Source organism: Pseudooceanicola sp. HF7 (genome assembly GCF_011806405.1).
In the GTDB taxonomy this organism is placed as follows: Bacteria; Pseudomonadota; Alphaproteobacteria; order Rhodobacterales; family Rhodobacteraceae; genus Pseudooceanicola.
On sequence record NZ_JAATOW010000006.1, the window covers coordinates 101,842 to 121,961 of the forward strand.

Consider the following 20,120-nt stretch of genomic DNA (forward strand, 5'->3'; position numbering starts at 1 on the left):
CTGCCCCCTTTGCCCACCCTCTGACCCGGACCCAAACGGGGGCAGGCGCGCCCTCTGATGTGTTGATGAATCAGCCGTCTTCCGCTCACCCTTGTTAATTTGGTCAATTGGCCGGGCTTTGTTAAGCTTTGGTTAATTGGTTCCGCCTCACATTCCCCGACGGTGATGGAGGCTTTTCCGGAGGGTTTGGGTGGCAGAGGTTTCGACGGGCGAAAGCGTGTTTGACGCAGCGCGCAGGCGGCTGGGGGATCGAACCCATGTCCTCTTGTTTCTCTGCATGGCCTTCATGGGGCTGGCCGCCATCGTGCCCAGCCGCCTTGCCGCGCTGGCGCTGCTTTTCAGCGGCACAAGCATCGGCGTCGGCCTGCTGCTGGTGCGCGCCCTGTCCCAGCGGTCCGGCAGTTTCGCGGATTACGAGGATGGTTTCCTCAGCGCGCTGCTCATCACGGATCCCAGCCCCGCACTTGTCGCCAACAGCGCGGGCAAGATCGCCTTCCTCAGTGAAACCGCCGCCGAAAGCTTCGGCGCGGAACCCGGTCAGACCCTGGCCGAAGCCCTGCGCGGCAAGCTGGGCCAGGCCCAGGCGGAAACCGTGTTGATGCGCATGACGTCAGAGGCCGCGCGCCTCGGCGCCAGCCGTGCGGATATCGAGACGGTCTCGGGCCGCCTGCGCATCGGGGTGCAATCGCTGGATGGCGGCCACATGCTCTGGCGGTTCGAGGAGTTCGACCTGGCCGACCAGAAGGCGGCCTCCGATTACCAGGTGCCGATGATCTCCATGGGGCGCGGGCAGGCGATCCTCTACATGAACGCCGCCGCCCGCAAGCTGGTGGGCGGACGCCCCAAGCGGCTGGATGACCTGTTCGTGCTGCCCCCCGACCAGGTGGAAGGGCTGGTGCAGGTCCGCACGCCCGATGGCCCGGTGCAGCGCCGCCTGGTCACCATCTCCGGCTCTGCAGAGGACCGCCGCGAACTGCTGCTTCTGGCGGCAGAGGAAAGCGCCAGCCAGGGCCCCTCCAGCCCCGAACAGGATCCCGATGACATCTGGACGCGCACCGATGACCTGCCGGTCCCGATCCTGCGCCTCTCCGTCGCCGGAGAGATAGAGCTGGCCAATGCCGCCGCCCGCCAGTTGCTGGACCTGGATCCCCACAGCCCCGCAGAGCTTTCCGACCTGATGGAGGGGCTCGGCCGCTCCATCACCGGCTGGCTGGAAGAGGCCGCCACCTGTCCCGTCGATACCGGCAGCAAGCCGCATTCGGAATTCCTGCGCCTCTCGCGCTCGGAAAGAGAGGTCTACGTCCAGGTCGCCGTGAAGCCGATCCGCTTCCAGGGCCGCACCGCCCTGATCGCGGTGATGAGCGATGCGACCGAACTCAAGACTCTGGAAGCCCAATTCGTCCAGAGCCAGAAGATGCAGGCCATCGGCCAGCTCGCCGGCGGGGTAGCGCATGATTTCAACAACCTGCTGACCGCGATCACCGGCCATTGCGACCTGCTGCTGCTGCGCCACGACCACGGCGATCCCGATTACGGCGACCTGGTGCAGATCAACCAGAACGCCAATCGCGCCGCGGCGCTGGTCGGCCAGCTGCTGGCCTTCTCACGCAAGCAGACCCTGCGGCCGGAAACCATCGACCTGCGCACCACGCTGTCGGACCTGACCCACCTGCTGAACCGGCTGGTGGGGGAAAAGGTGACGCTCACCCTGACCCATGATCCCCACCTGCCCAAGATCCGCGCCGACAAGCGGCAGCTGGAACAGGTGCTGATGAACCTCGTGGTCAATGCCCGCGACGCCCAGCGATCGGGCGGCGATATCCGCATCACCACCGAAACCCTGCACCTCCACCAGGAGATGCAGCGCGACCGCGCCAAGGTCCCCCCCGGGGATTACGTGCTGGTCAAGGTGGCCGATACCGGCGTCGGCATCCCGCCCGACAAGCTCCAGAAGGTCTTTGAACCCTTCTTCACCACCAAGCGCGTGGGCGAGGGGACCGGGCTGGGCCTGTCCACCGCCTACGGGATCGTCAAGCAATCGGGCGGCTTCATCTTCGTGGAAAGCACCATGGGCGAAGGCACCTGCTTCAGCCTGCTCTTCCCGGCACAGCGCGACGACCCTGTGCAGCTGGAAGCCCCCGCGCCATTGATCGAACAGGCCCCCGAAACCCGTGGCGACGGCGTCGTCCTGCTGGTGGAGGACGAGGCCCCGGTGCGCGCCTTCGCTTCCCGCGCGCTGCGCCTGCGCGGCTACACGGTGCTTGAGGCAGAGAATGCCGAACAGGCGCTGGAGACCCTGCGCAATAGCAAGATGCGCATCGATGTCTTCGTCACGGATGTGGTCATGCCCGGCATGGATGGCCCCACCTGGGTGCGCGAGGCGCTGAAGGATCACCCCGATACCCGTGTCGTCTTCGTCTCGGGCTATGCAGAAGACAGCTTTACCGATGCCAGCGCCAGGATTCCCAATGCCGTCTTCCTGCCCAAGCCCTTCTCGCTGGCCGATCTGACGGATACGGTCTGGCGCCAGCTCAACTAGCGCCGATCCCCTCGTAAAGCGCGAAATCCGCGGCGAACTTGCGCCGCAGCTTCTCCTCTGTCGCGCGCGAGAGCTCCAGCTTGCCGGGTGGAGAGACATTTTCCCGCGCCGTGCTAAGGCTGACCCCCAGCCTTTCTTCCAGGAAAGCATCCAGCAGGGCCGGGGCCTCGTAACGGAACAGGTGGGTGACGCAGGTGCCATTGCCCGCCGGTTCCAGGAACTTCGCCTGGTTGCCGACCTGGGCGAATCCCGGCCGGTCCCCCCGGCAATAGGCCTGCACGAAGTCATCGAAGCTCATGCCGTGAGTAGCATTGGGATGGCCCGCCATCGCCGGGCGCTGCCGGAACCTGTACCAGCTGCCCAGCCAGGACACCGGTTCGCGCATGACCGCCAGAATTTCCATCTCTTCAGAGACGAATTTCTCCAGCATGGGGCGGAAAAAGCGATTGTAGCGGAAGACCGGCGCATGTTTCAGCTCCGGCGGATCGGACACCACAAGCGCGGCATGGCGCGCCAACGCGCTCTCATAGGCGGTGCTGCCGGTCTTGGGAACGGACAGGAACACCAGTCGCGCCTTGGAAAATACCAGCATATGCAACCCCTTCCGTGCCTCGCGGGCAGTATTCGTTGGCCCCACCTCGGGCGTCAACCACTCCTTAACGATGTTCCGCAAAGCTTTAAAAGTTAGAAATTTATTGAAATGTTCTGCTTTTGGTCTCATATAGGTGCGAACAAGAGGCGAACATCGGCAGCGATTGCTGCACCCGGCAGGGTGTGAAATAAGGATCGAAAGAATGGCAACGGCAGATCTACTTTCCATGAACGGCAAAAAAGACCCGAACAAGCAAAAGGCCCTGGACAGCGCGCTGGCCCAGATCGAACGGCAATTCGGTAAGGGCTCGATCATGAAACTGGGCGGCAAGGATGCCATTCAGGAGATCGAGGCAACCTCGACCGGCTCCCTTGGCTTGGACATCGCGCTCGGAATCGGCGGCGTGCCGAAGGGGCGTATCGTTGAAATCTACGGGCCGGAAAGCTCCGGCAAGACCACGCTCACGCTGCACTGCGTGGCCGAGGAACAGAAAAAGGGCGGCGTCTGCGCTTTCGTTGACGCCGAACATGCGCTGGATCCGCAATATGCGCGCAAGCTGGGCGTCGATCTGGATGAACTCCTGATCTCCCAGCCCGATACCGGCGAACAGGCGCTTGAGATCACCGATACCCTGGTGCGCTCCGGCGCGGTCTCCATGGTCATCGTCGACTCGGTGGCGGCCCTGACCCCGAAATCGGAACTGGAAGGCGACATGGGCGACAGCTCCGTCGGCGTCCACGCGCGCCTGATGTCCCAGGCCATGCGCAAGCTGACCGGCTCCATCAGCCGCACCAAGTGCACCGTGATCTTCATCAACCAGATCCGCATGAAGATCGGCGTCATGTTCGGCTCGCCCGAAACGACGACGGGCGGCAATGCGCTCAAGTTCTATTCCTCCGTCCGCCTCGACATCCGTCGCATCGGCGCGATCAAGGACCGGGACGAAATCGTCGGCAACTCGACCCGCGTGAAGGTGGTCAAGAACAAGGTGGCCCCGCCCTTCAAGCAGGTCGAATTCGACATCATGTACGGCGAGGGCATCTCCAAGATGGGGGAACTGGTCGACATGGGCGTCAAGGCCGGCGTGGTCGAGAAATCGGGCTCCTGGTATTCCTATTCGGATGAACGGATCGGGCAGGGGCGCGAGAACGCCAAGACCTTCCTGAAGGAAAACCCCGATCTGGCTTACGAGATCGAGGACAAGATCCGCGCGGCCCATGGCTTGGACTTCGGGGCGGGACACGATTCCGGTGGGGACAGCGACGACGTGATGGAGAGCTGAGGCACCCTCCTCCCGGATAGAAAAACACATCAAGGCGGCACCCCCCGGGGCGCCGCCTTTTCTCATGCCAAGTGACCCGAGCGTTGCGTTAACCCCGGGGCACCGCCCGCTGCGCACCGACGTGATACCGACGTCATACCGACACGATACAGACGCGGCACCGACGCCTCGAAACCGCTGTTAACCTGGGCATATACGCCCGATTCGCCCCAGCTCCTAACCCGGTATCGCTCCCCCTGGTCATCTTCCCTTAACCACCCGCCGCAGGCCGGTAAGGGGGCCAGCCCCCTCGGGTCTGCGACCCTCACCCCCGAAGTATTTCTGGCCAGATGAAGGGATCCGGCCGCCATGCTTCACCTGGCTGAAAATACTTCGGGGGAGGCGCGCGCAGCGCGGCGGGGGCAGGGCCCCTCTTCTGTGGAGCCGGGGTGCCAATGCGGTGGACACCGCCCCGCGCCCCAGTTAAATCAGCAAAACCGCCAGGTAACCGGAAAGGCCGCCCAGAATGCAGTCGCTGAACGAGATCCGCTCGACGTTTCTGAACTACTTCCAGCGCCAGGGCCACACCATCGTGCCCTCGTCGCCGCTTGTGCCGCGCAATGACCCCACGCTGATGTTCGCGAACTCCGGCATGGTGCAGTTCAAGAACTGCTTCACGGGCGTCGAGAGGCGCGATTACACCCGTGCGACCACCGCGCAGAAATGCGTTCGCGCCGGCGGCAAACACAACGATCTGGACAATGTCGGCTATACCGCGCGGCACCATACCTTCTTTGAAATGCTCGGGAATTTTTCCTTCGGTGATTACTTCAAGACCGAGGCGATTCCCTTTGCCTGGGAGCTGATCACCCGAGAGTTCGGCATTCCGAAGGACAAGCTTTATACAACGGTCTATCACACCGATGACGAGGCCTTCGAGCTTTGGAAGAAGATCGGCGTTCCCGAGGACCGCATCATCCGGATCGCGACCTCCGACAACTTCTGGCAGATGGGCGATACCGGCCCCTGCGGTCCCTGCACCGAGATCTTCTATGACCATGGCGAGAAGTTCTGGGGAGGCCCTCCGGGATCGCCGGAAGAGGATGGCGATCGTTTCATCGAGATCTGGAACGTCGTTTTCATGCAGAACGAGCGGTTCGAGGACGGCTCCATGCGCGCGCTGGACATGCAGTCCATCGACACGGGCATGGGTATCGAACGCGTTGCGGCCCTGCTGCAGGGGACCAATGACAACTATGCCACGGACCTGATGCGCTCGCTGATCGAGGCTTCGGCCCATGCGACCAGCTCTGAGCCCGACGGCCCCGGCAAGACCCACCACCGGGTGATCGCAGATCACCTGCGCTCGACCTCCTTCCTGATCGCAGATGGCGTCATGCCCTCCAACGATGGTCGCGGCTACGTGCTGCGTCGCATCCTGCGCCGGGCCGCGCGCCACGCCCACCTGTTGGGCGCGCAGGATCCGCTGATGCACCGGCTGGTGCCGGAACTGGTCCGCCAGATGGGCGACGCCTATCCCGAGCTGCGCCAGGGCCAGGCGATGATCGAAGAGACTCTGAAACTGGAAGAAACCCGGTTCCGTCAGACACTTGATCGTGGCCTGAAGCTTCTGGACGATGAACTTGAGGGCCTGCCGGAGGGCGCCGAGCTGCCCGGCGAATCCGCCTTCAAGCTCTATGACACCTACGGTTTTCCGCTGGACCTGACGCAGGATGCGCTGCGTGAAAAGGGCCGCACCGTGGACACCGCCGGCTTTGACAGTGCCATGGCCGAACAGAAGGCCAAGGCCCGTGCGGCCTGGTCCGGCTCTGGCGAAGCGGCCGATGCGACGGTCTGGTTTGACCTCGCAGAGAAGAAGGGCACCACCGAGTTCCTTGGCTACGATACCGAGATCGCCGAAGGCCAGATCCTGGCCCTGGTGCGTGAGGGCCAGACCATCGACAGCGCCAGCGCCGGAGAGGCCGTCACGGTCGTGCTGAACCAGACGCCCTTCTACGCCGAGAGTGGCGGCCAGGTGGGCGACACCGGCGAGGTGCGCACGGAAAGCGGGACGGTCCGCATTTCCGATACGCGCAAGGTGGCCGGTGTCTTCCTGCATATCGGCGAAGTCTTTGATGGCACTGTGAAACCCGGTGAGCCTGCGATCCTGGAAGTGGAGCATGCGCGCCGCTCGATGATCCGGGCCAACCACTCTGCCACGCACCTACTGCACGAGGCCCTGCGCGAAGCGCTTGGCGATCACGTGGCACAGCGCGGCTCGCTCAATGCGCCGGATCGTCTGCGGTTCGACTTCAGCCATGGCGCGGCGCTTTCGCCCGAGGATCTGAAGACGGTGGAGCGTGAGGTCAACGCCTACATCCGCCAGAACACGGCCGTCGAAACCCGCATCATGACGCCCGACGACGCGCGCGAGATCGGCGCCCAGGCGCTGTTTGGTGAGAAATACGGGGACGAGGTCCGCGTTGTCTCCATGGGCCGCGCGCCCACGGGCAAGGGGCAGGGCGGTGACACCTGGTCCATCGAGCTGTGCGGCGGCACACATGTCACCCGCACAGGCGATATCGGGGCCTTTGCCCTGACCGGCGAAAGTGCCTCTTCCGCCGGCGTGCGCCGGATCGAGGCGCTGACCGGCGAAGCGGCCCTTGCAGAGCTGCGCGGCCGGGATATCGCCCTGTCGCAGATCGAGGGCATGCTCAAGACCTCCGGTCCGGGCACCGTGGATCGCGTCAAGGCGCTGATGGACGAACGCCGGCAGCTGGCCAACGAAGTTGCCCAGCTCAAGCGGGAGATCGCCATGGGCGGCGGCAGCGGCAACAGCGGCGCCGAGGCAGAGCAGGTCAACGGGATTTCCTTTATCGGCCAGGCGCTTCAGGGCGTTTCCGGCAAGGATTTGCGCAGCCTGATCGACGCCCACAAGACCAAGGTCGGCTCCGGCGTGATCCTTTTGATCGCCGAGGAAGGCGGCAAGGTTGCCGTCGCCTGTGGCGTCACCGATGACCTTGTCGGCAAGGTTTCTGCGGTGGATGTGCTGAAGGCCGCCGTGCCCGCCGTTGGCGGCAAGGGCGGCGGGGGCCGTCCCGACATGGCGCAGGGCGGTGGCAAGGACTTTGCCGGTGCCGATGCGGCCATTGCCGCCGGACGCGCCGTTCTGGAAGGATAAACCATGGCTGTCTATCTTGTCGCCCGGATCGACGTCACCGACCCCGAGGATTACAACAGCTACGCCTCGCGCACCGCGGCCCTGATCGCCGAAGCGGGCGGGCGCGTGCTGGCCAAGGGCGGAGAGCAATCCTATGTCGAAGGCTCCGGCCCCGGCCGCCATGTGATCATAGAGTTTCCCGACCGCGCGACCGCCGAGGCGTGGTATTCCTCTCCTGGTTACCAGGAGATCCTTCCCATTGCTTTGCGGTCAAGCGAGCGGGACATCGTCATCGTGGAGGGAGCTTGATGCCCGCACTCTGGATTGCCCATGTCACCGTCACTGACGAGGACGCCTACGGAAAATACGCCAAGCTGGCCGGCCCTGCCATTGCCAAGCACGGCGGCAGCTTCATTGCCCGTGGCGGCCGGTTCGTTCAGCTGGAAGGCAAGGAGCGCCCGCGCAACGTGGTTGCAAAGTTCGACAGCGTGGAAGCGGCGGAAGCCTGCTACCACTCGCCTGAATACCAGGAAGCGCTCAGCCATGCGCGCGGCGCCTCCGAGCGTGAGTTGCTGATCGTCGAGACCTCTGAATAACAGATCGCCCCGTCAGGGTTCGATCATCAGGCGGCGCCCCTTGGGGCGCCGTTTTGCGTTTCAAGCCAGTGGGTTAGACGCGCGCAAAGAAGAAGGGCGGGGCCTTTCGGCACCCGCCCTTCCTGTCTTTTCCGGTGAAGCAGCGATCAGCTGCGGGAGTTCCGCTTGCGCTCATGCGGGTCCAGGAAGCGCTTGCGCAGACGGATCGAGGTCGGCGTGACTTCGACCAGTTCGTCGTCGTTGATGTAGGCGATGGCCTCTTCCAGCGACAGCTTGATCGGGGTCGTCAGGCGGACAGCGTCATCGGTGCCGGAGGCCCGGACGTTGGTCAGCTGCTTGCCCTTCAGCGGGTTCACTTCCAGGTCGTTCTCACGGCTGTGTTCGCCGATGATCATGCCCTGGTAGACAGCTGCCTGGGCGCCGATAAAGAACTTGCCGCGATCTTCCAGCTTCCACAGTGCATAGGCCACGGCGGTACCGTCATCCATGGAGATCAGAACACCTGCGCGACGGCCCGGGATGGAACCTTTGTAAGGCGCCCAGGTGTGGAACACGCGGTTCAGCACGCCCGTGCCACGGGTATCGGTCAGGAATTCGCCGTGATAGCCGATCAGGCCACGCGACGGGACATGCGCGATGATCCGGGTCTTGCCCGCGCCGGCCTGGCGCATCTCAGCCAGGTCACCCTTGCGCGCGCCGGTCAGCTTTTCGATGACTGCGCCGGAGTATTCGTCATCCACGTCGATGGTGACTTCCTCGATCGGCTCCAGCTTCTGGCCGTTCTCGTCTTCGCGCAGGATGACCTGCGGACGGGAGATCGACAGCTCGAAGCCCTCGCGGCGCATGTTCTCGATCAGGACGCCCATTTGCAGTTCGCCACGGCCCGAAACCTCGAAGGCCTCGCCACCGGGGGTGTCCTGAATCTTGATGGCGACGTTGGTCTCCGCTTCCTTCATCAGGCGCTCGCGGATGACGCGGGACTGCACCTTCTTGCCTTCACGGCCAGCCAGCGGGCTGTCGTTGATGCCGAAGGTCACGGTGATGGTCGGCGGATCGATCGGCTGGGCTTCCAGCGGTTCCTCGACGGCCAGGGCACAGATCGTATCGGCCACGGTCGTCTTGGTCATGCCGGCGATGGACACGATGTCCCCCGCTTGGGCTTCTTCGATGTCCTGCTGGCCAAGGCCACGGAATGCCTGGATTTTCGTGACGCGGAACTGTTCGATCTTCTGGCCCACGCGGGACAGGGACTGAACCGTTGCGCCAACCTTCAGCTTGCCGCTTTCGACGCGGCCGGTCAGGATCCGGCCCACGAAGGGGTCGGCGCCCAGGGTCACGGCCAGCATGCGGAAATCGTCATCCTGCTTGGCGACCTGCTTGGGCTTGGGCACGTGGTTCACGACAAGGTTGAACAATGCGTCCAGGTTCTTGCGCGGACCGTCCAGCTCTGCGTCGCACCAGCCGTTGCGGCCGGAGGCGTAGAGGTGGGGGAAGTCGAGCTGATCTTCATCCGCATCAAGCGATGCGAAAAGGTCGAAACATTCGTCCAGGGCCCGGTCAGGCTCTGCATCGGGTTTGTCGACCTTGTTGAGCACCACGATCGGGCGCAGGCCAAGAGCCAGCGCCTTGGAGGTGACGAACTTTGTCTGGGGCATCGGGCCTTCGGCCGCGTCCACCAGCAGGACAACCCCGTCGACCATGGAGAGGATACGTTCCACCTCTCCGCCGAAGTCGGCGTGGCCTGGGGTGTCGACGATGTTGATCCGCGTGCCTTTCCATTCGACCGAAGTCGCCTTGGCGAGGATGGTGATCCCTCGTTCCCGTTCCAGGTCATTGCTGTCCATGGCCCGTTCGGCCACGGCCTGGTTGGCGCGGAAGGCACCGGATTGCTTCAGCAGCTCATCCACCAGGGTCGTTTTACCGTGGTCGACGTGAGCGATGATGGCGATATTGCGCAGATCCATTGGGCATCCCTAAATAGCTTGCGCCCGCGCCTATACCGGAGCGAGGGGAAAAGCCAGAGGAAAGGCGCATCAGGCGAGCAGACGACCCAACGGCGCGGTAAATCGGCTGTAGATCCAGCTATGCCCTGTATTTTCGACCTGCGCGCCGCTGCCCAGCTTGAAATGGGCCAGGCCCGGGGCGCGCCTTGGTGCCAGCGTGCCCAAGTCCAGGCGGGTGTAGCCCTTGCGGTGCAGCCATTCGGCGGCCTCTGCCAGCAGAAGGTTATGCGCCTGCCGCGCGCGCCCCTCCGGCCCGCTCCACCCCATGTGGTAACTGGCCCCCGGCGCATGCAGAAGGAAAAGCATGGCCGCCACGGGTTCGCCCTGGAAATAGGCAGTGAAAAGACGTGTCTGGGGCCAGGCCAGGGCAAAGGCGGCGGGCAGGGCACGGTAGCCCCGGTCGCGCCGCTGTGCCGTTTCGGCGTGCAGCAGCCAATGATCCGGCTGACGGGGGAAGGGGGCATGGGTGGGTTGCAGCCCGTTACGCCGCGCCCGGTTCAGCCGGTTGCGCCACTTCTGCGCCATGGCGGCTTCGCGGCTGTCCGCCCCGGCGGAGAGGTCCAGCACGGCCCGTGCCTGGGGGGTCATGACGGGAATGGCCCCACTTCGGCGCAGGGCGTGATCCATGGCGGCATCGGGGGAAGAGATCAGCGTCAGCCCGGATCGGCCCCGCAGCACCGGCACCTCGCTTGGGGCCGGAAGCCAGAGACAGCTGAGCCCGGCGATCCTGCGGCGCACACCGAAGGTCCCGTCCGGCATCAGGGTGATGTCGCTGCCAAGCTTTGTCAGCGTCTTGGCGTAGAAGGCGTGACGCTGCATCCGGTCGTCGGGGAAAGCTTCGGGAGAGACATGTTTCATGTCCCGGATTAACGCCCCGAAAACCTTATTCGCGGTTAATGGGGTTCATGAAATCGACGCCCGACACCCGGATATGCGAATGCCGCCCGACATGGCAGGCGGCATTGCTGGTCTTTCTTGGACTGTCCGCGCCGGTCTTTGTCATCCTGACGCTGATTGACTGGATCGTCTGACGATCAGAAGGGGATCTCGTCGTCGATGTCGCGCGACGGGGCACCGCCGCCGCCACCACCGCCACCGCCGGAAGAACCACCGCCGTAGCCTCCGCGATCATCGTAGCCGCCACGGTCGTCGTAACCGCCGCCACCGCCGGAAGATCCGCCACCGAAGTTGCCGCCGCCACCGCCACCGCCGCCGCCTTCACCGCGACCGTCAAGCATGGTCAGTTCCCCGGCGAAGGGACGCAGCACGACTTCGGTGGAATAGCGGTCCTGGCCAGATTGGTCCTGCCACTTGCGGGTTTCGAGCTTGCCCTCGATGTAGACCTTGGAGCCCTTGCGCAGGTATTGCTCTGCCACGCGCACCAGGGGTTCGTTGAAGATGGCAACCGTGTGCCACTCCGTACGCTCACGGCGCTCACCGGTGTTGCGGTCTTTCCAGTTCTCTGAGGTGGCAATGCGCAGGTTGCAGACCTTGCCGCCGTTCTGGAAAGAGCGGACTTCCGGGTCGCGGCCCAGGTTGCCGATCAGGATGACCTTGTTGACGGATCCGGCCATGCGGTGCCTCCTCATATCCTTCGGGAAGCGCCCCCGGCGAATCCGGCGGCGCGTGTTTCGCACGGTTACAGCAGAGCCGGGCGGCAGGGGCAAGTTCCCAGTCCGGTTCCATGGAAATTCACGGGATGTTTCAGGATGGGCGATGGCCTGCCGAAAGCGGCCCTTCGGGGGTGCAAAAACCGGCCACGCCCGCTATAGAGAGCCTCGATAAAAGGGACAGTCAGAGGGAAATTGCCGGTGCGATTGCAAATTCTTTGCTGCGCTCTTGCCGCGACGTTCGTGGTGGAGGGTGCCTCGGCGGATGTGTTCGGCTCCAGGACCCGGAAGGCGCAATTCGGCGACCAGACCCGTGTGTTGGACAGCCGGGCCGCAAAACAATACGCCAATTCGGTGCGCTTGACGCCGCGCGCGATTGAAACCCCGACGATCTGGGGTTCTGGCGTGGGCTACGAGGGCAGCTACAACGGGCCCTTCCTGGACATGGCGCGCTCTGCCGCGCGGCGCAACAACGTGCCAGAGGGGCTATTCCTGCGGCTGGTCCAGCAGGAAAGCGGCTGGCGCGATACTGCGCTGTCGCCCAAGGGCGCGATTGGCCTGGCGCAGATCATGCCGCAGACGGCGCGCCTGCTGAACATCGACGCGAATGACCCCTATGAGAACCTGGATGGCGGCGCGCGCTACCTCGCGCAGCAATACCGCGAGTTCGGCTCCTGGCCGCTGGCCCTGGCGGCCTATAACGCCGGTCCCCACGTGGTGAAGCGCTACGGCGGCATCCCGCCTTATAAAGAGACGAAGAATTACGTGAAGGTGATCTGGGGCGGCTGAGCTCTGGCCAACCAGCGCCGGGGACCTGCCTTTGCGCGCCGTGTTCTGCACAAACTGAAAGGTCCGGGCAGCATTTGTCCGGGCCTTTTGCGTGAGGGGTGTCCTATTTCGCAGCAACCTTGATGATCGGCTCCATTTGGCGGAATTTATCCTCGGACAGGTGGCACTTGATCTGGTGGCGCGCGCCCATGTCACGCAGTGGGGGCACCTCTGTTTCACAAAGCGCCCCGGGTACCATGGATTTCCAATGGCAGCGGGTCTGGAAAGGGCAGCCGGGGGGCGGGTTCATGGCAGAGGGGATGTCCCCATCCAGCACGATATGCTTCTTCTCGACAGAGGTATCGGCGATGGGCACGGCGGACAGCAGCGCCTCTGTGTAGGGGTGATAGGGCCGGGAAAAGACCTGGTCCGTCGTCCCGATCTCGACCACGTGGCCCAGGTACATGACCATCACCCGGTCACTGAGATAGCGCACGATGGAGAGATCGTGCGAAATGAAGAGCAGGGTGGTCTTCTGTTGCCTCTGAATTTCCATCAGCAGATCGGTGACGGCCGCCTGGACAGAGACATCCAGCGCCGAGGCCGGCTCATCCGCGACCACGATCCGCGCGTTGCCGGCAAAGGCCCGCGCGATCCCGACGCGCTGTTTCTGCCCGCCCGAAAGCTGGCGCGGCATCCTGTCGGCAAAGGCGCGGGGCAGCTTCACCAGGTCCAGCAGGGTCAGCATCCGCTCGCGTCGCTCCTGGTCACTGTCCCCGATCCCGAAGACCTCCAGTGCGCGGATGATCTGGCGTCCGACGGTCATGGAGGGGTTGAGCGTGTCGAAGAGGTTCTGGAACACCATCTGCACGTCTGACACCGTGCGGGTATCGCGGGTCTCGATCGGCGTTCCCTGGACCTCGCGGTTGTCCAGAAGTATGCGGCCGTCGGTGGCCGTCTCCAGCCCCATCAGGACCTTGGCAAAGGTGGACTTTCCGCACCCGCTTTCGCCCACGATGGCCAGCGTTTCGCTTTCTCTCGCTTCGAAGCTGAGCGTTTCATTGGCCTTCACCACCTTCTTCTCCCGCCCAGAGAACAGGGCAGAGGCGGCGACCTCGTAGTATTTCTTCAGGTTCTCGACCTTCAGGATCGGCGCGCCAAGGGTGCCTTTCTGCCTAGTCTGCGTGGCGACCCTGGGGGCGGTCCAGTCGATCTCCTGCGATCTGAGGCAGCGGGTCACGTGGCGCGCGTCCTCCTCGATCCGGATCATGGGGATCTTCTGCGCATCGCAGCGCCCGGCCTCGAAATAATCGCAACGCGGGCCGAAGTTGCAGCCCGCAGGGCGTTCATGGGGCAGGGGGAAATTGCCCGGAATGGCCAGCAACGGGCGCGCTGTCTTGTCCGCGCCGGGCAGGGGGATCGATCGGAAAAGCGCCTGGGTATAGGGGTGGCGCATGTTGTCGAAAACATCCGCGATGGAGCCGCGCTCGACCGCCTCGCCGGAATACATCACGCAGATGCGGTCGCAGGTCTCAAGCACCAGGCCAAGGTTGTGACTGATGAACAGCATAGAAGTGCCGTATTTCTTGCCGAGGTCCTTAACCAGGTCGACGATCGCGGCCTCCACCGTCACGTCAAGCGCCGTGGTGGGTTCATCCAGGATCAGCAGCGACGGCTTGGACATCAGCGCCATGGCGATGACGATCCGCTGCTGTTGTCCGCCCGAAAGCTGGTGGGGAAAGGCCTTCAAAATTCGCTCGGGGTCCGGCAGCTTGACGTCGGTCACGACCTGAAGGGCCCGCTGGTAGGCTTCCTTTTCGGTGATGCCCTCGTGGATCATGGGCACTTCCATGAGCTGCTTGCCGATCCGCATGGCCGGATTCAGGCTGGCCATGGGTTCCTGGTAGATCATCGCGATCTCGTTGCCGCGCAGCTGGCGCAGCTCTGCGGCGCCCATCTGGCCCAGGTCGCGGCCCTTGAACTTGATCGTGCCCCCCACGATGCGGCCGCTCACGCCCAGGTCCTGCATCACGCCAAGCGCCACGGTCGACTTGCCGCAGCCCGATTCCCCGACCAGCCCCACGGCTTCCCCCGGTTGGATTGAGACCGTGAAATCCATCACCGCCGGGATCTCCCGCAGCCGCGTGAAGAAGGAGATGGACAGGTTGTCGATCTCAAGGATGGGTCCGTCATAGTCGGTCATGACACCTCTCCCAGGGGCGGTTGCCCCGATTGTCACGTTTCGCAGACCGCGGGGCAGGGCAGCGGGCTCCGCTCCGCGGGATCAATCCTTCAGGCTTTCCTCGCGCAACCCATCGGCCAGCAGGTTCAGCCCCAGGACAAGGCTCAGCAGCGCTACGGCGGGCACGATAGCGGGATGCGGGTAGATGGACAGCAGCTTGCGGCCCTGGTTGATGGTGCTGCCCCAGTCCGGGCTTTCCGGCGGCAGGCCCAGGCCGAAGAAGCCCAGCGTGCCCAGCAGGATCGTGGTGTAACCGATGCGCAGGCAGAAATCGACGATCAGAGGACCACGGGTATTCGGCAGGATCTCCCACAGCATGATGTACCAGGGGCCTTCGCCTCGGGTTTGCGCGGCGGCCACGTAATCGCGCGTCTTGATGTCCAGCGTCAGCCCGCGCACGATCCGGAAGACGGTGGGCGCATTGACGAAGACGACAGAGACGAAGACCACCAGGATGCCGCCGGGAATGTTGAACAGGTCCAGCGCGTCGGGCAGGAAGGCGACCCGCGTTTCCGGGTCTGATATCAGCGACAGGTAGCTCCAGCCCAGCACCACGATCAGCCCCGTCAGTATCACGTTCCGCCGGGCGGGCTGCGTGTAGTAGCGGGCGTTGATCAGGATCGTCAGGAAGATCAGCGGGAAGATGAACAGGACCATCGCCATGTAGCTTGGGATCCCGGTCTGCACCATCTCAGGCGTGACCAGCAGGTAGAAAAGCAGGATTACCGGAAAGGCCAGGATCAGGTTGGCCAGGAAGCTCAGCACGGTGTCCAGCTTGCCGCCGATATAGCCCGCCGGCAGGCCGATGGTGATCCCCACCATGAAAGCGAAAAGCGTGGCCAGCGGCGCGATGCGGATGACCACCCAGCTGCCCGCGACCATGCGCGAAAAGACATCCCGCGCCAGGGTATCGCCGCCCAGGATGTAATGGGGGTAGTCGCCGTCTTCTGCGCCGCGCAGCGGTGTGCCCGGCGGCTTGTTCTTCATGCCAATGGCCGTGGACAGCGGATCATGCGTGATGATCATGTCGAAGATCCCCGCGAAAAGCGCGGTGTAGACCCAGAACATGACCAGCCCGAAGCCGACCATGCCGATCCAGTTGTCAAAGAGCTTGCCGTAAAGCCCAAGCCGGCGCTTGTAGGTGATCGACAGTGCAAAGGTGATGCCTAGCGCGATCCAGACCGGCAGAAAGCGCCCCAGCAGCGCGATCATGATCTGTCCCCAGGAAAGCGGTTCCATGCTTTGCACTCCTCAGGAAATGCGGATGCGCGGGTTGAGGTAGACGTAGCCGACATCCGAGATCAGCTGCGTCACCAGCACCACGATCACAGAGACGACGGAGATCCCCAGAAGAAGGTCGATATCGTTGTTGCCGGCCGCCTGCACCAGCGCCCAGCCCAGGCCCTTGTAGTTGAACAGCGTCTCGACCACGACGACGCCGTTCAGCAGCCAGGGAAACTGCAGCATGATCACCGTGAAGGGGGCGATCAGCGCGTTGCGCAGGGCGTGTTTGAGCACGATGTTGTGGAAGGCGACCCCCTTGAGCCGGGCGGTGCGGATATATTGCGTCGTCATCACCTCTGCCATGGAGGCACGGGTCATGCGCGCCACGTAGCCCATGCCAAAAAGGGCGATGGTCAGCACCGGCAGGAAGAAGTTCTCGAAGGTCGCGCCGTCCATGGCAGAGGTCGCCGTGCCTTTGAACCACTTCAGCCCCACGGCGGAAGAGGCAAAGACCGCGATCAGGATCACGCCCGAAACATATTCGGGCGTTGCCGTCGTGGCGATGGAAAAGGTCGAGAGCGTCCTGTCGGTGAACGAGCCATCCTTCATCCCCGCCAGAACGCCGATCACCAGCGCGGTCGGGATCATCAGAACCATGACCCAGAACATCAGCTTTCCGGTCTGGGCCAGGCGTATGGCGACGATGGTGCTGACATCCTCGCGGAAGACGCGGCTTTCGCCCCATTCGCCCTGCAGGATCCCGCAGAAGTCCGGAGCCTCTTGCGCCACCATGCCGCTTTCGATGCAGCGGCCGCTCACCTTGCCGTCGGCTGTTTCGTGGGTCCATCCCGGTACCACCCCCAGCCATTCACCGTAACGCACGATCATCGGCTGCTCAAAGCCGTTGTTTTCCAGCCAGCGGTCGACCTCTTCATCGGACATGCGGCTGTTGCCGGCGAACTTTGCGACCTTTTCCAGGTTTGGCGGCAGGTTGGTCAGGAAGAAAACGATGAAGCTGAGACAGAGCGTCGTCAGGATCATCGTGCCGGTCCGTTTCAGCAGGAAAAGAAGCATGAACTATCCCTTTCACTGGCAGCCGGGTACAGAAGGACCGTGGCCTTGGCCGGAGCGCCCGCATGGGCCGGCGCATGTGAAGCGGGGCCGTGCATCACTGCGCGGCCCCGGTCCTGTCAGCTGTCGAGCCACCACTTGTAGTGATGCATCTCGAAGGTCGGATGCATTTCCGCGCCCTTCACCTCTGGCTTGTAGTGCCGGAAGAGGGACCGCCAGTAGGGCTGCACCATCACGCCTTCGTCCAGCATGATCTGTTCAAGCTGAGCCATGATCACCCGGCGCTTGTCCGCATCGGCGATGGACATGGCTTCTGTCAGCAAATCGTCGAACTCGGCGTTGGACATGGCGCTTTCATTCCAGGCCACACCGCTGCGATAGGCCAGCGCCAGGATCTGTACACCCAGGGGCCGCATGTTCCATTCGGTGGCAGAGAAGGGATAGGCCAGCCAGTCGTTCCAGAAGGTCGAGCCGGGCAGGATCGTGCGCTTGATGTTGATCCCGGCGTCGCGCATCTGGGCCGCAACCGCGTCACAGGTTTCCGATTGCCACTGGTCGTCGATGGAGATCAGCTCGAACTCTGTATCGGCCATGCCCAGCTCTTCGAGCTTGGCAAGCGCGGCCTCTGGGTCCGTGGGCAGTGGCGGGATCTGCGCGTATTCCGGGTGGATCGGGCAGACGTGATGGTTTTCCGCGACGGTGCCATAACCGGCATAGCCAAGTTCCAGGATGACCTCGTTGTCCACGGCCATGATAAGGGCCCTGCGCAACTCTGGATCGCTGTAGGGCTCCTGGCTCTGGTTAAAACGCACGCAGATCGTGGCCGCCGTCACCGTTTCGGACTGGACCCAGTCCATGGCGTTCAGCACCTCGATGTATTCCCCGGTCGACTGGTAGGTCATGTCGATCTCGTCGGAATCGGCCGCTGCCACCCAGGAGGCCATGTCAGTCCCGAAGTCGATGAACTCGATCCGGTCCAGCCAGGCGCCTTCGCCCCACCAGTTGTGGTCGGTGTTCTTGACCAGCACCTGGGTCACGCCGACTTCGTTGGTTTCAGGCAGGAAGGGGCCGGTGCCGATCGGGTTGTCGGCTGGATCACCGCCATCGTAGCCTTGGTGAACCACCGCTGCCGGGTAATCGGCAAAGCTTGGAATGATCGTGATGTCGGGGGCCGAACAGGCCAGCTTGACCGTCAGGTCATCCACCACCGTGATCGCCCCTTCGGCGGCCTTGCCCGTGCTTTCGTCGATCAGGACCGTCATGCGCGAGGCCATGGAGTTGCCTTCGACCGTGGAATCGCACCAGCGGTCCAGGTTGAAGGCCACGTCCTCGGCGGTGAAGGGATCGCCGTTGTTCCAGGTCACCCCGGGGCGGACGTGCAGCATGTACTCGGTGGCGTTGTCGTTCACCTCCCAGCTTTCAAGCAGCATCGGCTTGAAGGAGCCGTCCCGCTGATATTCGATCAGGTATTCCAGCCAGCCGCGAGAGAAGTTGGCGTGCTGGGACCAATCGTAGGTGCGCGGATCCTTCAGCGCCTTGGTCTCCATCTGCACGCGCAGGGTGCCGCCGGATTTCGGGGTCTCCTGGGCTGCTGCGGGCTGAACCAGCCCGCCAAGGGCATAGGCGGTGGGTGCGGCAACGCCCAGGGCTGTGGCGCGGGTCAGGAATTCGCGGCGGCTCAGCTTGCCGGCCTTGAACTCATCGGCGTACATGCGGGCCGCGGGATGGACTGACCCCTGCGGTTGATTGCGATGCGTCATTGACGTTCTCCCTGCGACGTTTCTTCCACGATGCCCCGGTGGCCGACCGGCCCGAAGCCCAAAGATCTTTCCCCGCCCACCTTTCGCGCGTCTTACCTGACGCGATCATTTCCACATGGAAGCGGAAGATCCGTCAATCTGCACGTTCGCCATAACGGGGTCGGAAAGCGACGTATTTATATTTCAAAAGCGACATGGTCCCAATCCCAAGTGAAAAGGCGGCCACGCGCTCTACTCCCAGGTCAAAGTAGCGCGTTTTTCAGAACTTGGAGGCTTCATTTGCCTCCACGCGGCGCAGGGGTGTCACGTACCCGGCCCGACCGTGCCGCGGTCAATCAACAAAGGGTGCCGGGACGAGGCTTGCCGGTTCAATCCGGGTCTATGGGCTGCCAGTCCTTCATGCGGGCGCGGAACCAGGTTCGCTGACGCTTGGCGAACTGGCGTGTGGCGGTGATCGCGTTCTCGCGGGCCGCCTCGAAACTCGATTCGCCGCGCAGGTAGGTCACCAGTTCCGGCGCGCCGATGGCCTTGGCCGATGGCAGGGTGGGGTCCCAGGTGGGCAGGTTATCCTCCACTTCCTGAAGGGCGCCTTCCTCCAGCATCATGTCGAAGCGCCTTTCGATCCGCGGGCTCAGCCAGTCCTTCGGAGCGGTAAAGACCAGCCTTTCACAGGATTCCGGCGGCAGCAGCGGCGCGGGTGTGTCATCCTGCCAGGCGGCGATGCCACGGCCGGTGCTTTGCAAGACCTCCCATGCGCGTTGCACCCGTGCGGGATTGGCCAGGTCGATCCGTGCGGCGCTTTCGGCGTCCAGTGCCTGGCGCATGACGTCCATCTCCCCGGCCTCGCGCAGCGCATTGCCCTGGGCGCGGACCTCTTCCGGGATCGGCGGGATTTCGGCCAGCCCCTCTGTCAGGGCGCGGAAATACAGCCCGGTGCCACCGACGATGATCGCCCGCTCAGGGCCGCGCAGAATCGCTTCGACCTCTCTCAGCCATTCGCCGACGCTGTAGGGATGCGTCCGCCCGACATGGCCGAAAAGCCTGTGTGGCAAGGCTTCTTCGTCCTCTGCTGGCGGGCGGGCCGTGAGGATGCGCCAGTTGTCATAGACCTGTATGGCGTCGGCATTGACGATGACCCCTCCGTCCCGTGCCGCGATTTCCATCGCCAGGGCGGATTTTCCCGAGGCCGTTGGCCCCGCGATAAGTACCGGATGTGTAACGGAAAGGCGCTTTGCCCATGGCTTCTGCAAAGGGAACTCCCGAACGGGCCGAAGGCCAATTCGCGGATTGAACC

General features: G+C 63.6%; 16 protein-coding genes. 7 read left to right on the forward strand and 9 right to left on the reverse strand.

Going from position 1 to position 20,120, the window contains the following annotated elements; translation table 11 throughout:
* The first annotated feature begins 190 nt into the window (after nt 1-190).
* Nucleotides 191-2,539, forward strand: coding sequence for an ATP-binding protein (locus HCZ97_RS05240; RefSeq protein WP_368484325.1), 2,349 nt, complete (start codon nt 191-193; stop codon nt 2,537-2,539).
* Here the strand turns inward: HCZ97_RS05240 and HCZ97_RS05245 are convergent.
* Nucleotides 2,532-3,131, reverse strand: a complete 600-nt coding sequence (locus tag HCZ97_RS05245; RefSeq protein ID WP_167687625.1) for a sulfotransferase family 2 domain-containing protein — start codon at nt 3,129-3,131, stop codon at nt 2,532-2,534. The genes HCZ97_RS05240 and HCZ97_RS05245 overlap by 8 nt on opposite strands.
* Nucleotides 3,132-3,333: 202 nt before the next feature.
* Between HCZ97_RS05245 and recA the strand changes: the two genes are divergently transcribed.
* The 4 genes from recA to HCZ97_RS05265 all read left to right on the forward strand — a co-directional run bounded on the left by recA (nt 3,334) and on the right by HCZ97_RS05265 (nt 8,148).
* Nucleotides 3,334-4,413 carry a recombinase RecA gene (gene recA / locus HCZ97_RS05250; RefSeq protein WP_167687626.1) on the forward strand — a complete coding sequence of 360 codons (1,080 nt, stop codon included), beginning with the start codon at nt 3,334-3,336 and terminating at the stop codon, nt 4,411-4,413.
* A 505-nt stretch (nt 4,414-4,918) separates the two neighbouring features.
* Nucleotides 4,919-7,573 carry an alanine--tRNA ligase gene (alaS, locus tag HCZ97_RS05255; RefSeq protein WP_167687627.1) on the forward strand — a complete coding sequence of 885 codons (2,655 nt, stop codon included), beginning with the start codon at nt 4,919-4,921 and terminating at the stop codon, nt 7,571-7,573.
* Nucleotides 7,574-7,576: 3 nt separating this feature from the next.
* Nucleotides 7,577-7,861 (forward strand): DUF1330 domain-containing protein, encoded by a 285-nt coding sequence (locus tag HCZ97_RS05260; protein WP_167687628.1) that lies wholly within the window; start codon nt 7,577-7,579, stop codon nt 7,859-7,861.
* Nucleotides 7,861-8,148 carry a DUF1330 domain-containing protein gene (locus HCZ97_RS05265; protein WP_167687629.1) on the forward strand — a complete coding sequence of 96 codons (288 nt, stop codon included), beginning with the start codon at nt 7,861-7,863 and terminating at the stop codon, nt 8,146-8,148. The genes HCZ97_RS05260 and HCZ97_RS05265 overlap by 1 nt, the downstream gene beginning before the upstream one ends.
* Nucleotides 8,149-8,294: 146 nt before the next feature.
* On the opposite strand, the gene typA is transcribed toward HCZ97_RS05265, so the two are convergent.
* Nucleotides 8,295-10,112, reverse strand: a complete 1,818-nt coding sequence (typA, locus tag HCZ97_RS05270; RefSeq protein ID WP_167687630.1) for a translational GTPase TypA — start codon at nt 10,110-10,112, stop codon at nt 8,295-8,297.
* A 69-nt stretch (nt 10,113-10,181) separates the two neighbouring features.
* On the reverse strand, nt 10,182-11,009 hold the full coding sequence (locus HCZ97_RS05275; protein WP_167687631.1) for a GNAT family N-acetyltransferase: 828 nt from the start codon (nt 11,007-11,009) through the stop codon (nt 10,182-10,184).
* Nucleotides 11,010-11,056: 47 nt separating this feature from the next.
* Here HCZ97_RS05275 and HCZ97_RS20705 point away from each other — a divergent pair, with 47 nt between their 5' ends.
* Nucleotides 11,057-11,182 carry a hypothetical protein gene (locus HCZ97_RS20705; RefSeq protein ID WP_303048694.1) on the forward strand — a complete coding sequence of 42 codons (126 nt, stop codon included), beginning with the start codon at nt 11,057-11,059 and terminating at the stop codon, nt 11,180-11,182.
* A gap of 3 nt (nt 11,183-11,185) precedes the next feature.
* Here the strand turns inward: HCZ97_RS20705 and ssb are convergent, their stop codons facing one another.
* A complete protein-coding gene (gene ssb / locus HCZ97_RS05280) occupies nt 11,186-11,725 on the reverse strand; it encodes a single-stranded DNA-binding protein (RefSeq protein ID WP_167687632.1) in 540 nt (179 codons plus the stop codon).
* A gap of 243 nt (nt 11,726-11,968) precedes the next feature.
* On the opposite strand from ssb, the gene HCZ97_RS05285 reads away from it, so the two are divergent.
* On the forward strand, nt 11,969-12,550 hold the full coding sequence (locus HCZ97_RS05285) for a lytic transglycosylase domain-containing protein (protein WP_167687677.1): 582 nt from the start codon (nt 11,969-11,971) through the stop codon (nt 12,548-12,550).
* 103 nt (nt 12,551-12,653) lie between these two features.
* On the opposite strand, the gene HCZ97_RS05290 is transcribed toward HCZ97_RS05285, so the two are convergent.
* The 5 genes from HCZ97_RS05290 to miaA all read right to left on the reverse strand — a co-directional run bounded on the left by HCZ97_RS05290 (nt 12,654) and on the right by miaA (nt 20,076).
* Entirely contained in the window at nt 12,654-14,732 is a 2,079-nt protein-coding gene (locus HCZ97_RS05290; RefSeq protein ID WP_167687633.1) for an ABC transporter ATP-binding protein, read from the reverse strand.
* Between the two features lie 81 nt (nt 14,733-14,813).
* On the reverse strand, nt 14,814-16,010 hold the full coding sequence (locus tag HCZ97_RS05295; protein ID WP_167687634.1) for an ABC transporter permease: 1,197 nt from the start codon (nt 16,008-16,010) through the stop codon (nt 14,814-14,816).
* A gap of 12 nt (nt 16,011-16,022) precedes the next feature.
* Nucleotides 16,023-17,069: an ABC transporter permease gene (locus tag HCZ97_RS05300; RefSeq protein WP_167687635.1), complete on the reverse strand. Its 1,047-nt coding sequence runs from the start codon at nt 17,067-17,069 to the stop codon at nt 16,023-16,025.
* Nucleotides 17,070-17,185: 116 nt separating this feature from the next.
* Nucleotides 17,186-18,826, reverse strand: coding sequence for an ABC transporter substrate-binding protein (locus HCZ97_RS05305; protein WP_167687636.1), 1,641 nt, complete (start codon nt 18,824-18,826; stop codon nt 17,186-17,188).
* Nucleotides 18,827-19,194: 368 nt separating this feature from the next.
* Entirely contained in the window at nt 19,195-20,076 is an 882-nt protein-coding gene (gene miaA, locus HCZ97_RS05310; protein WP_254871362.1) for a tRNA (adenosine(37)-N6)-dimethylallyltransferase MiaA, read from the reverse strand.
* Nucleotides 20,077-20,120: the final 44 nt, after the last annotated feature.